Origin of the sequence: Methylorubrum suomiense (assembly GCF_022179765.1) — a bacterium.
Taxonomy (GTDB): domain Bacteria; phylum Pseudomonadota; class Alphaproteobacteria; order Rhizobiales; family Beijerinckiaceae; genus Methylobacterium; species Methylobacterium suomiense.
In genome coordinates this window covers 156,761-169,357 of the sequence record NZ_BPRE01000012.1, presented here as the reverse complement: position 1 = coordinate 169,357, position 12,597 = coordinate 156,761, and the positions used below count along the sequence as shown (strand labels likewise).

At 58.3% G+C, this 12,597-nt stretch carries 8 protein-coding genes and 2 pseudogenes; 8 read left to right on the top strand and 2 right to left on the bottom strand.

The genetic code is table 11. The features are described 5' to 3' along the window. Both MFF26_RS18610 and MFF26_RS18605 read left to right on the top strand, forming a co-directional pair. Positions 1-244: pseudogene (locus MFF26_RS18610) on the top strand (calcium-binding protein); the annotation flags it as partial. Positions 245-620: 376 nt separating this feature from the next. Then, positions 621-2,069 carry an undecaprenyl-phosphate glucose phosphotransferase gene (locus MFF26_RS18605; RefSeq protein WP_171015612.1) on the top strand — a complete coding sequence of 483 codons (1,449 nt, stop codon included), beginning with the start codon at positions 621-623 and terminating at the stop codon, positions 2,067-2,069. Between the two features lie 432 nt (positions 2,070-2,501). On the opposite strand, the gene MFF26_RS18600 is transcribed toward MFF26_RS18605, so the two are convergent. After that, positions 2,502-3,278 (bottom strand): metallophosphoesterase, encoded by a 777-nt coding sequence (locus MFF26_RS18600; protein ID WP_210236232.1) that lies wholly within the window; start codon positions 3,276-3,278, stop codon positions 2,502-2,504. An 814-nt stretch (positions 3,279-4,092) separates the two neighbouring features. Here MFF26_RS18600 and MFF26_RS18595 point away from each other — a divergent pair. From MFF26_RS18595 to MFF26_RS18570, 6 genes and pseudogenes are all read left to right on the top strand, one after another. Beyond that, positions 4,093-4,554, top strand: a complete 462-nt coding sequence (locus MFF26_RS18595) for a UDP-N-acetylglucosamine--LPS N-acetylglucosamine transferase (RefSeq protein ID WP_137831695.1) — start codon at positions 4,093-4,095, stop codon at positions 4,552-4,554. After that, on the top strand, positions 4,551-5,042 hold the full coding sequence (locus MFF26_RS18590) for a glycosyltransferase (RefSeq protein ID WP_137831696.1): 492 nt from the start codon (positions 4,551-4,553) through the stop codon (positions 5,040-5,042). The genes MFF26_RS18595 and MFF26_RS18590 overlap by 4 nt, the downstream gene beginning before the upstream one ends. 119 nt (positions 5,043-5,161) lie before the next feature. Further along, positions 5,162-7,366: a Wzz/FepE/Etk N-terminal domain-containing protein gene (locus MFF26_RS18585; protein WP_137831697.1), complete on the top strand. Its 2,205-nt coding sequence runs from the start codon at positions 5,162-5,164 to the stop codon at positions 7,364-7,366. Continuing rightward, entirely contained in the window at positions 7,359-8,306 is a 948-nt protein-coding gene (locus tag MFF26_RS18580; RefSeq protein ID WP_210236233.1) for a glycosyltransferase family 2 protein, read from the top strand. Before MFF26_RS18585 ends, MFF26_RS18580 begins: the two co-directional genes overlap by 8 nt. 288 nt (positions 8,307-8,594) lie before the next feature. Beyond that, complete coding sequence (locus tag MFF26_RS18575) at positions 8,595-9,731, top strand: polysaccharide biosynthesis/export family protein (protein ID WP_210236234.1); 1,137 nt, start codon at positions 8,595-8,597, stop codon at positions 9,729-9,731. A gap of 678 nt (positions 9,732-10,409) precedes the next feature. Continuing rightward, positions 10,410-11,389: pseudogene (locus MFF26_RS18570) on the top strand (transposase); the annotation flags it as partial. 134 nt (positions 11,390-11,523) lie between these two features. On the opposite strand, the gene MFF26_RS18565 reads toward MFF26_RS18570, so the two are convergent. Continuing rightward, entirely contained in the window at positions 11,524-12,339 is an 816-nt protein-coding gene (locus tag MFF26_RS18565) for a hypothetical protein (protein WP_171015536.1), read from the bottom strand. Positions 12,340-12,597: the final 258 nt, after the last annotated feature.

Genomic DNA, 12,597 nt, shown 5'->3' with positions numbered 1-12,597 from the left:
GGGGGACCAGCTGGTGTTCTCGGCGAGCGCGCTGGGCCATCAGGTCGGGCCGGGGGCGCTGGCGGCGGAGTGGTTCACGGAAGGCACGGCGGCGACGGTGAGCGGCCACGGTCAGTTCGTGCACGACGTGGCGCACAAGCAGCTTCTGTGGGACGCGGACGGGACGGGCGGCGGCGCGGCCGTGACGGTGGCGACCTTCGCCACCCCCGCCAACCTCCACGCTCAGGACTTCCTCATCGTTTAGAAAAACCCCCGATGCCTCCGAAGGGAAAGCACCGGGGATCTCGCGTACGATCAACGCCACCGGATACGGAAGCGCACGGTTCACATGCTCATGATGGTGAGGGGGCGACCGTGGCCTGCCGAATTCGGACGTTGAAATTTGCACTGCAAATTAAGGCAACGATCGAGAAGGTTGCCGAGCAATACGTCCAATCCAGCGCCACATCGACGCTTGAAGCGTTTGGCGGCAGTAGCGGCCAAGTTTCTGAAACGCGTTCGGGGTATTGGCATTGCGAACAGCGAAGTTGAAGCTCTGCGCGTGGAGGGGGAGAGAGCCGCGCGCCAACGGTTGTGCATCGCATCATTGTGTGCGATGGCTTGCCTAACGACATATTAAAGTGAGTTGGCACGTGCAAACCACAAGCGCTCATGTCGATAGCCAACTGCCGCAGCGGAAACGCTTCTTTGCGGCCGTAATCGATCCTGATGTCATCAAGCTGGTCGACGCAGGCGTTATCCTGTTGTGCGGCTTGATATCCGATTTCGGTTACAGCTTTTTCATGCCAGGGCGCGACGGAGATCGCATTAGCTATCTTGCGGTTTCAATTACGGTTGCGGCCGTTTTCGTACTGCTCGGAAATCAATGCGGCGTCTACCAATTTGATGGAAATCGAAAGATTGGGAGACAGCTGCGGAAGATATCCGTGGTTTGGGCACTTACCTTTCTTTTCCTTACAGCCGTCGCATTCGGGCTGAAAATCGGCGCTGATTTCTCGCGCGGATTCGTTTTGGTCTTCGCCGCGGTTGGGTTGGCCGCCGTTTCCGGTGCGCGCATGTTCATGAGTGCGTCAGTCCGCCGGGCGGAAGCCAATGATGCAGTACGTCATCGCCCGGTATATTTCCTCGCCCCACGCACGCTGGCCTCGCAGCGCGATATCCGGAAAAGCCTTGTTTCGCTCGGATTGGGCGTGACCCAAACCTTTGATTGGGACACCGGGCATTCTCAGGATGTCGAGGAAGCGGGCGCCAGGGAGGCAACCAAAAGGCTTCTCGAGTCGATCCGCGGTTCGGACGTGGAAGAAGTCGTGATCGCTGCGGATGTGCGGATCTGGATCGCGGTCCGTGATCTCCTGAGAAATCAACCGTTGCCCGTCAGGCTGATCCCCGATCCCAACGTAGCCGAACTCGTTCGCCGGCCGTCTCTGTCGACAGGCAACGTGACGCTGGTCGAGGTACAACGCGGACCGCTATCAATCGGGGAGCGGCGAGCGAAGCGCTTCCTCGACATTGCCGTCGCGGCCAGCGCGCTCGTAGCCCTTCTCCCGCTGATGGTTCTGGTTTGTGTTGCCATCAAGCTGGATAGTCCGGGACCCGTCCTGTTCCGGCAGACAAGGAACGGATTCAACGGCAGAAAATTCAAAATTTTGAAATTCCGCAGCATGCGGGTTCAGGAAGATAGCGGCGTCGTACGACAGGCCACTCGGAATGATCCGCGCGTAACGATGGTTGGTAGCTGGCTGAGGCGGTCGAGCATCGATGAGCTGCCGCAATTGATCAACGTCCTCAGAGGGGAGATGTCGATCGTCGGGCCCCGCCCGCATGCCGTCACGCACGATACATTCTACGACAATCTGATTGCGAACTATGCGTGGCGCCATCACGTGAAGCCAGGCCTGACCGGCTGGGCGCAACTCAAGGGCTACCGCGGTGAGACGCGGGCCGTCGAAGATATGGCACGACGTGTCGAACACGATATATGGTATGTAGACAATTGCTCAGTGGCGCTCGATATTCGAATTATTTCGGGCACTTTTGTACAACTCGCAAAAACCAGAAATGCTTACTAATATGTTCATACTGTTCGACCAGTCAAATGTGCGCGCAATAGAGTACTGAGCCTTACAGGCCTAAGGATTCTTTGTCGGCAGTTAACTATCGTTCTGGTAGAAGACAGGCATACTTTCGCTGGATCTGCCGGCATATACGCCACCCAAGTCTGCGCAAGATGGCATGGGCGCAAATCTGACAATTCTGTTCAATCCTATTGTAGTATCATTATCAACCAGCTCTACCTTGTCTTCTCCGGGATGATCGGTCCTAAATCGGATCAATGCTCCAATGCTAGTTTACCAGCATATTACGCTGGGGCTCGTAGACTGCTACCCGAGTCATAATCGTTGCACGACGAAGCATCACAGCGACTCTCGCGGCAATCACTGACCCAGGCACAAACAGCCCTCTCGTACAGACCCGCTAAGACAACGATTTACTCTATCAAATTATGCTGCTCCTAACATACTCAACTTATTGGCCTCGAGCACGAGACAGGTCAACCGGCCAGTCAGATAGGCGCCGGTGTCAATGTTAATTCTATTAGGCAGAAACTCTGGTTCAACAACGGGCGTGTGCCCGTGCACAACAATCAAGCCATGATTGGAACTGGAGCTCAGGAACGGCTCCCTGATCCATATCAAGTCGTTTGGATTTTGCGCATGAAGCGGCACCTTCGGTCGTATCCCGGCATGGGCAAAAAAATAATCGCCGCTTACGTAGGAATAAGGCAAAGCTTCCAGAAATGAGAAATGGTTGCATGGGATCGTTGTCGTGATGAGCGTGCGGACATCGCCTGCAGCCATATCGGCGAGGCGAACCTCAGTCCCGTGCAAGCCGTATGAGCTCAGCGTCTCACAACCTCCGTGCTTGAGCCATAGCGCCAGCATCCGGTCATCATCGAGCGCTTCTAGGAGCATCCGCTCGTGATTACCGGAAAGAACGATGATCCTATGCGTCGTCTGTCTTTTGATGAGTTCGCCCAAGACAGACGCTGAGTCAGGACCACGGTCGATCAGATCGCCGAGGTAAACCTCAATCGGCTCAGCGCACGGCCTTGCTATCACGTCATTGTCGATCTGCGCTTGCATCGCAGCGAGGAGGTCGGCTCGACCGTGGATATCACCAACGACATAGAGGCGTTGCCCCGCTGGGATATACGCCGAACGAGATATGTCGCTTTTTGCTGATTGAAGACGCTTTGATATAAAACTCGGCATTCTCATCAAAATATCAACTTCTATATCAATTACGTATTTCTTTCGCTCATTAACGACTCAATTCAGGCTACAAATCGTCTAAGTTTGTAGCCGCCCGAATCGATATACGTAGTTACGCAGGATGATTTAGCATCTGATGAAAAGGACTTAAGAGAGCAACCAGCATACACATTGAGTTATATGATATTAATATTCTCCTTAGTAATTTACCTAATTGATTATTCCGAAGAATGATTATCGACAATGTGAATACACCGTTTTATTCAAATATCTTAGAACGGCCCATCTATATCACTCAGCATCAACTTACTTGCGGCTAGTGCCTAACGATGTGTAGTTGACTACCAAAATGTCCGAGACCGCACTTCACGATACTGCGTGACGCGACGCGTATACGTATCAATGGTTGTGTAACCGTAGCGCGGCCCATCGGCGTACTTGCAAATCGCATATCCACGGAAGCGAGGCCGCGGATCAGCGTGGAGGAGGAGGCCTTCCGGAGAATAATTGCCGCAGCTTCTCGCCGGCGGTGGCGCAAAATATTCCGGAGCGGCTTCAACGTATGTACGTTCACCCGCAGCCCCATCCCCGCGACGCTGCGAATAATCCGCAGCCTCAGCCCCGTAGGGCAGGGCAACCGCGAGGAAGGGAACCAGCAACAGGCGCATTGACGGAACCTAAGGCGTTTCCCACAAGAACGCTAGGCTTAGCCATACGGTTCCGAAGGGGATTTGTAAACGCAGCCGATTCTTCCGGCACGTGGTTGATCCGGCAGGGGCCTTGCATCATTACTCGCGCCGTCCTTGGGATCGGGGTGACGATGGCGAACCGACAAAAACGACCGCGCCTTTTGGCCGTTGCATCCGGCGGTGGCCATTGGATCCAGCTGCTACGGATCGCGCCCGCGTTCGGAGACTGCGACTGCGCCTTCGTCTGTACGCTGGACGCTGGCGATCAAGTCGGCGGCCATCGTTTCTACCGCGTGCCTGATGCAAATCGCTGGAACAAACTTGCCGTGATTCGGATGAGTCTCACCGTTCTGGGCATCATGGTGCGTGAGCGACCCGCGATCGTCATTTCGACCGGCGCGGCCCCCGGCTGCATCGCCCTGCTGTTCGGCCGCTTGATCGGCGCGAAAACGATCTGGCTGGATAGCTTCGCCAACGTCGACACCCTTTCGATGTCCGGTCGATTGGCGGGGCGGTTCGCGGACCTCTGGCTGACCCAGTGGAAGCATCTCGCGAAGCCGGACGGTCCGCATTACGAGGGTTCGGTCATATGATCTTCGTAACGGTTGGGGTTCAGCTGCCTTTCGATCGCCTGGTGGGTGCCGTCGATACCTGGGCGGGCACCCGCGATCGATCCGACGTGGTTGCGCAAATCGGCGCCTCCAAATACGTCCCGAAGCATATTCGCTGTCAGGCGACCATGACGCCGACCGAGTTCAAGCGATGCGTTACGGAGGCTACGGCTGTCGTCGCCCATGCAGGCATGGGCTCCATCATCACGGCATTGGAACTCGGCAAACCGATCCTGATCATGCCGCGCCGCGCTGCCCTCGGTGAGCATCGCAACGATCATCAGATGTCCACCGCTCGGCTCATGGCGGAACAAAACATCGTGACTGTCGCGCAGGATGAGGACGAACTCGTCGACTACCTCGACAGGATCGAAACCCTGGGTCGTTCCGCAGGCATCTCCTCGCATGCCGGCTCACAACTCGTTGGGCGTATTTCAGCCTTTATCGCGGAGGTTGATAGACGACGCTGAAAAAAGTGTCTGACTACGGCCGCTGAACTGATCGCAGAATGGCGGTTGATACGGTAAGATACAGATCCGGTCAGCCGCCGGCGTGGCCGGATGCGCCTTGAAGGTCAGGCCGCCCAACCATGAATCTTCACAACCGAATGTCTTCGCTTGCGCCCGACCCGCGCACAGCGATTGGAGCGGCCCCGATAGGGTCCAGGGCCGCAGCGGATCCGGGCGACGTCGCGTTCATTCTCGGCGTTCTGCGCCGCCAGCGGCGGCTGATCGTGCGGACGACTCTAGCCGCCCTCATCCTCGGCCTCCTCGTTCTGCTGTTCGCGCCTTCATCCTACAAGGCTTCGTCGACCGTCTTGGTCGATTTCAAGCGGTTGTCCGTCGTCGATGAAAATTTCTCGACCCCAACAGGCCGGATCGATAGCTCGGTCGTCTTGAGTCAGATCGAGCTTCTTAAATCATTGGGTGTGTTGAGCCGGGTCGTACTTTCCGAAAAGCTCGATGAAGATCCGCAATTCATCGGGTCCGCGTCCAGCCTCAAAAGGCTTCTCGCTACACTCGGATTGGCGGACGATCCGACGACCGAGTCGCAGGAAGAACGCCGCCGGATCGCGATTGAAGCGCTTCGCAAGGCCACCTCGACCGAGCGCGTCGATCTTTCCTACGCCATCGGCATCACCGTGACCGCCCGTAATGCGGAAAAGGCGGCACGTCTCGCCAACGCATTGGCTCAAGCCTACATCGACGATCAACTTGAGGCCAAACGAATTGCTTCTCAGAAAGCGAGCGATTGGTTCTCCGAGCGCATCGCTGAGCTTCAGGACAGAGTCAGCAAGGCTGATCGTGCCGTCATTGAGTATCGGATACAAAACAATATTGTCACGATCGATGGGCGCTTCATCGAGGAGCAACAGATCCTCGACCTGAGTCAAAGCGTCGTGAGCGCGAGCTTTGCACGGGCCGGCGCAGCGGCGAAGGTCGCGCAGATCGACGAGATCGCGAAGACGGGCGGGCTTCAGAGCGCGCTTTCAGAGGAGTTCACGAACGAAGTCATCACGACCCTGCGAAACGCTTACTTCGACGCCAAGCGACAGGTGGCGGATCTGTCGGTCCGGTACGGCACGACCCATGAGGCGGTCATCAAGGCTCGTGCCAAGATGAGCGAGTTGCAGAACTCGATCAATGACGAGATCCGTCGGATTTTGGAAAGTGCCCGCACCGAACTCACGGTCGCCCAGATCAAAGAGCAACGTCTGCAGAAGGAATTGTCGGAACTCTCCGAACGGTCGACCCAGGCCCGTGAAAGACGAGTCCAGCTCATGCAATTGGAGAGCGCTGCGGAGACGGTGAAGTCGATTCGCGACACGTTCATGTCGCGCTATGTCGACGGAATTCAAAAGCAAAGCTTTCCGATGACGGAAGCCCGTATCATCACCGCTGCGCAGGTTCCAACGGAGCGATCTTTCCCGACGCCCATCAAGGCGCTTGGGGGCGGCCTGTTGCTTGGCTTCGGTGCCGGCTGCCTGTTGGCAGTCGCACGGGAAGCGTTCTCGCGCCGAATCCGCTTCCGCCGTCAAATTGAAGAGTCCCTCGGCGCCCCGAGCCTGGGCTTTCTCCCTGAGATCGACCGATCTCAGCCGGCGGCTCCTGCCCACCGAGGGCTCCGCTCGGCAGTCGGAAGCTTTGGCGAAGAGACGCTGCGAAGCATTAAAGTCAGCATCGACCTACGTCGGGTCGATAAGCCTGTGGCCATCGGCGTGATCTCGGCCGGGATCGGTGAGGGCAAGAGCGTGACGGCGAGCACGCTCGCCCAACTCTGCGCAGAGACCGGCTCCCGCACGCTCTTGATCGATGCGAATGCCCGTCGGCCATCGCTGTCGAACCTCCTGGCCCCAAGCCGCGAAGCGGGTTTGGTGGAGGTCGTCGATCAACCGAACACGCTTCCGACCGCGATACGCCCCCTCCGCGAACCGAACCTTTTCTTCCTGCCTTGTTTTGGCACGGTCCGACCCGAACAACCGGGACAGATGCTCTCTGCACACAATCTTAGAAGTTTAATGGAGAACCTGAAAACGCAATATCGCTACATCATCGTGGACTTGCCGGCGATTGGGCCGGTATCCGATGCTGAAGCCGTCGCCGACATCGTCGACGGCTTCCTCATAGTAGCCCGTTGGAACGAAACCCCCAGCTACGTCCTTGAGGATGCCATGCGCAACAATCCGAAGGTTCGTGAGAAGGTGATCGGCGGTCTGCTCAACCGAGCTGACATCAAGCGCTTGATCGAACTTGGCGAAACCTCAGTCGTGAACGCTGCGGCCTATCATGCTTGAACGCACCGACAATCTGGCCGTATCGACCTGTGACCATAACGCCGAGGCCGTCGTCCGAGTATCCGTGATCATTCCGAATTATCAGGATCTCGAGAACCTCGACCGATGCCTGACCCATCTGGAGGCGCAGACCATCGGGCGTGATGCCTTCGAGATCGTCGTCTCAGACAACGCTTCGCCGGTCGGACTGGCCGCGGTCGAGGCGACCGTGGCGGGTCGCGCAAGGGTCGTCTTATCGCGGGAAAAGGGGGCAGGTCCGACCCGCAATGTTGGCGTCGCCGCCTCACGCGGACGCATCCTGGCTTTTGTCGACAGCGACTGCCGTCCGGATCCGGCCTTCTTGGAGGAGGGTGTGCGGATGCTCGACCACTTCGACGTCGTGGGCGGGGCGATCCGCGTCGATGTCGAGAAACCGGGACGACCGACCCCCTCCGAGGCGTTCGAGTTGGTCTTCGCCTTCCAAAACGAACAATACATCAAAAAGAAGGGCTTTTCGGTCACCGCGGCCCTTCTGGTCAGTCGGGAGACGTTCGAGGCTGTCGGTCCTTTTGGCAACGATGTGTCCGAAGACGTGGAGTGGTGTCACCGGGCTGCGGCGAAAGGCCGAACACTCGGCTTTGCGCCGAAGGCTGTCGTGGGTCATCCGGCACGGCACGAGTGGGACCAACTGGTGCGGAAGTGGCGCCGACTCAACGCCGAGGCTTTCGCACTGACCACACGTCAACCATTCGGTCGGCTGCGGTGGCTGGTTCGCGCCTACATCACGCTGCTATCGACCAGCATCCATCTCTTTCAGGTACTGTTCACCCGGCGGCTTCGGCGCCCGATCGACAGAATCGCGGCGATGGGTGTTCTGATACGCCTGCGCGCATTGCGGTTCCTCTGGGCTCACATGACGGCTTTCAGCCGAAAGCCCTCGACGGCTCGAACATCGCCGTAGCTATAGGACGGTCCATGTCGCAGGTTTCCCGCCTCAAAATAATACGAATCTCTTCGCGGCAATTATTTGGTAGCTATGAATAGTTTATTTTTCAACGTACGCGTTAACCATGAATTGTGAATCATGACTGTTGCTCCTGCGTCACATGCTGCCCAAATATAGAAAATTTGAGGCACCTCAACTAGACCTTTTCACGATCTCGCTCATAACCAGCGTGGAGTTGGTTGAGAGGATAACGGCGTCGTGGTCGTAGGTCGCAGACTTAGCATTCTTGCCAGGGTTGCCGGCTTGGCCGCAATCCTGAGCGGGTGTTCAGGTGCGTTCCCGACATCCGGTCCGAAGGTATCGGGGGATCCATCCATCCCCACCGATCCGCAGGAATTGCTTCCGCACACTCTGATCAACGCCACGCCTCACGTGGCCGACGTCACAGCGCGGGACGCGACGGGCGAGGGCACGTTGGGCTCGTTTGTCTCGCAGGGGCGGGCCGCGGAAGTCCGCCTTGGCATCGGCGATACCATTGGCGTGACCATCTTCGAAGCGGCGGCTGGAGGCCTCTTCATTCCCGACCAAGCCGGGGCAAGGGCGGGCAACTTCGTCACGCTCCCGAACCAACAGGTTGATCGCAGTGGCACGATATCGGTGCCCTATGCCGGACTGATTCCCGCCGTTGGCCGCCGAGCTCCGGAAGTGCAAGCCGAGATCGAGCAGCGCCTGCGAAATCGGGCGATCGAACCGCAGGCTGTTGTCTCAATCATTGACCAGAAGGCGACCCAGGTCAGCGTCCTCGGCGAGGTCAACCTGCCATCCCGGCTCGCCATCAATCCGTCAGGCGAACGCGTGCTGGATGTGATTGCCCGCGCAGGCGGCCCGAAGGGCACGGGGTACCAAAGCTTCGTGACGCTTCAGCGCGGCTCTCGCAAGCGTACGGTGTATTTCAACAAGCTCGTCAGAGAACCGTCTAACAACGTGTTCGTCCAGCCGGGCGACGTGATTTACGTCTATACCGAGAACCGCTCGTTCGTTGTGCTCGGCGCCACGGGCCTCAACGGAAAGTATAACTTCGAAGCAGAACAGACGACGGTGTCCGAGGCTCTCGGTCGCGGTGGCGGCCTCCTCGACGAGCGAGCGAACCCGACCACCGTGTTCGTCTACAGGATGGAGTCCCGCCGGGTCGCGGCAGATCTCGGCATCGACGTGAAAGTATGGCCTAAGGATCATATTCCGGTCATCTATCAGTTCGACCTGCGCGCCGAAGATGGGCTCTTCACGCTTCGTCAGTTTCTCATTCGCGACAAAGACATTCTCTACGTGTCGAATGCCCCTGCCGTTGAGTTCCTGAAAGTGCTTACGCTGCTGCGCGTCGGGGTCGCGACACTTAACGAAGGCAATATCGCCCGCTCCAACTTCAACACCTTGCGCTGAGCCGAAAGGCTCAGCGTTGCGGAACTCCTTCCCGGAAATCATTCGAAGGGCGCCGGGATGTTCCGAAAGCGCCACCGCCTGAGAAGTTTGGCGCTTGGTTGATGGAGTTCAGAGAGCCCGGCGTTGAATTGTAGAGCGGGCTGGAGCGACAGTCGCGGCGAACGGGGTCACCGGGTATGCAGGGTGATCCGGATGGGATCGGCTGGCGCGTCTGCCCCCAGGCGAATCCCGTTGAAAGCACCGCCACGATCGGCACGAGAACCAAACGGATCATTTATTATCCTCCAAAAGCCCGAAGGCGATCTAAAACCGCTATCCCGCATATTCTTGCAGGCATCGTGACTGACTGAATCGAGTTCAACCGCCCGGAGCGGTAGATAGGAGCTGCTTCTCAGAGTGCCATCCTGGCTCACTGGCAAGCGCTCAGCAGGGGTTGGTGAGTTTCATACCTTCCCTGCCGACATCGGGGCGGCCCAAATCTACTCCTTGAACAGCCGCGCTGTACGGAAGGATTCGGCTGATGGGCTTCGCATAGAGCCACATGGCGGGTTCAAAGCGGCTGAGCATCGCCGCTCGGGTGCGAATGGCCGGCGGATCCGTTGACCGGATGGATGCTAAGGCGTTTTCGGTTTGATCCGTATCGGATGGTTGGGTTCTGTAAGACTGTCGGGCTGGCTCATGGCGCTCCAGATTTGGAGCCGGGCATGGGCAGACCCTTACAGCCAAGATCCGCGTGAACGCGTGATGGATGCGGCAGGCGCGGCTTCGCCTCGGTAGTCGATCGAGCGCTTCGGGATCGGTGCCGCGACGGCGGTCCGCCGGATGACGGGACTGGCCACGCCCGGGACGGTTGCGGCTGATTAGCAAGCGGGCAAGCCGGCTCGAAGCTCGACCTGCACGAAGGCGTTCCGGCGCCATCTGATCGCTGAGCGCCACGACATCACCTCAAAGGAGATGCGGATCTGCTTGCGGGAGGGGCGCACTCCTACGGTTGGGCATGGGACTCTGTGGTACTTCCTCGATGCGCCCGGCCTGACATACAAAGAAAGACAGCCCACGCCGCGGAGCAGAACCGCTCGGCTGTAAAGGCGACCCGCCAAGCCCGATTTGAATGCCAGTCCGACCTCGACCTTCGCGCTTCTTGTTCCTCGACCAGGTGTGACCGCGACCAATGACCCGCACTCGCGGACGCGCCTCGCCTGAGGAACGACTACGCTCAGGTGTGCCGTACGGCCGCTAGAAGACACCTACCTTCGTGACGGGACTACGCCCGTCCGGGATCGCTGTGTCGTTCGCGCTGGACGGACCGATTTATCGCGATGCCTCCCAGGCTTACGCCGGGGACGTTCTCGGGCCCGAACTCATCCCTCGCGACATCCTCATGATGGACAATCTTAAAAGCTACAACGGTTCGGCGGTACAGGCAGCGATCGAGGATGGCGGGCGCGTAGCTACTGTTCCGCCCGCCCTACTCGCCGGACTTGAACACGATCGATTCTTCGAAAAGCGCAGGATGACGGGGCTTTCTCAAAGCTCAAGGCGCTGTTGCGCACGGTCGCCGAGCGAACCGCCAACGAATTGTGGGTGGCCACACAACGGCTCATCGAGGCCATCACCCCGATGAGTGCGCCGACTTTTTCGCCGCCGCTCAGTATGACTCGGCAGACCACCTACTAAAAACTATAGAGCGCCTTATTATAGAAGGCGGAAGGCAGCTACGCGACTAATGCAGCTGCAATTTCACCAGCCCATCTGAAATCATCTTTGCGGACTGTAAAAGCCGCCGACCACTTTATGCCACAGAGACGCGGTTGCGGCGGCGACGATAGATGAATCCAGACACAAGAGAGAAAAGGAGGGCGGGTAGTCCGACTCCAACCACGGGACCGGGAACAGTCGGGACGGGGGTACCGCCACCGCCACTGCCACCGCCGATGCTGCCGCCGCCACCAATGGTTCCACCGCCGCCAACAGTGCCCCCACCGCCGGTGCTACCGTTACCACCGACGATGATAATCGGCGAAAGTCGCGCCGCTTGGGCCGTACGAGCAATTGCCGCCGAATTGAAGAATCCTAGGGTCGTGGGAACCGATCTCTGCGCAACGCCTTGGGGCACCTCGTTCTGTCCACCGCCGATGAGGCTCGCATCCGTTCCGCCAATCGGGGTCGAGGGGGTCGCTGGCACACTGACGGCAGTGGTCGGAATGTCGCCTGTTACGGCCTTGAAGGCCTGCGCGATTTCCGGGCTACCACGCGAGATCAGAGCGGCCTGCATCCGCTGCACTGCCTCAGGCTGCGTCCGCGCGCAGGCCAGCGCAGCTTGGCCGAGGCCTGCCCCGATCGCTGAACGTTGATCAGCGTTCGCGGCCACCCCGAGCGAAAGCATCACGTCGGAAAATTCGGTATCAGCCAGAACCAAAGCGCGCGCGGACCGAGCGAGTGCACCGCCGCCATTGGGATTGCTGTTGAGTAGCGACAGCGGATCCGCCTTGAACGCGTCCATATCGGCGACAGAGGCCATGCCGAACGCCGAATTGCATGAAGCCGCCAGGGCAGGCGTACACGCCATGATGGACAGCATCACGACACTGACGGAGAGCCCTTTCATCACAGACACGCTACCCACCCTAGAGCTGATTTATTAAACCTAGTTATCAAATCCTTAAACTCGCTTCAATGGCCAGCCCACATAGAGATGCATCGTTGGTTAATGCCGGCCGTTCGAGTTTCAACTGGTGTTGCTTTTTCGTCGCCGTTAACCGACGTCAATACTGAAAAGTTCCGGCACCGGCTGCAATGATGACGCAGGATCTGGGGACAAAAAACTACCTATAGGCGATCTCTGATTAATTGTTACTTTAAGTTG

Excerpts from the sequence above, each read along its gene's own strand:
- MFF26_RS18590 (WP_137831696.1), top strand. The coding sequence starts at position 4,551 with ATGATCTTCGTAACGGTTGGGGTTCAGCTGCCTTTCGATCGCCTGGTG.
- MFF26_RS18595 (WP_137831695.1), top strand. The coding sequence starts at position 4,093 with ATGGCGAACCGACAAAAACGACCGCGCCTTTTGGCCGTTGCATCCGGC.
- MFF26_RS18585 (WP_137831697.1), top strand. The coding sequence starts at position 5,162 with ATGAATCTTCACAACCGAATGTCTTCGCTTGCGCCCGACCCGCGCACA.
- MFF26_RS18600 (WP_210236232.1), bottom strand. The coding sequence starts at position 3,278 with ATGAGAATGCCGAGTTTTATATCAAAGCGTCTTCAATCAGCAAAAAGC.
- MFF26_RS18565 (WP_171015536.1), bottom strand. The coding sequence starts at position 12,339 with ATGAAAGGGCTCTCCGTCAGTGTCGTGATGCTGTCCATCATGGCGTGT.
- MFF26_RS18580 (WP_210236233.1), top strand. The coding sequence starts at position 7,359 with ATGCTTGAACGCACCGACAATCTGGCCGTATCGACCTGTGACCATAAC.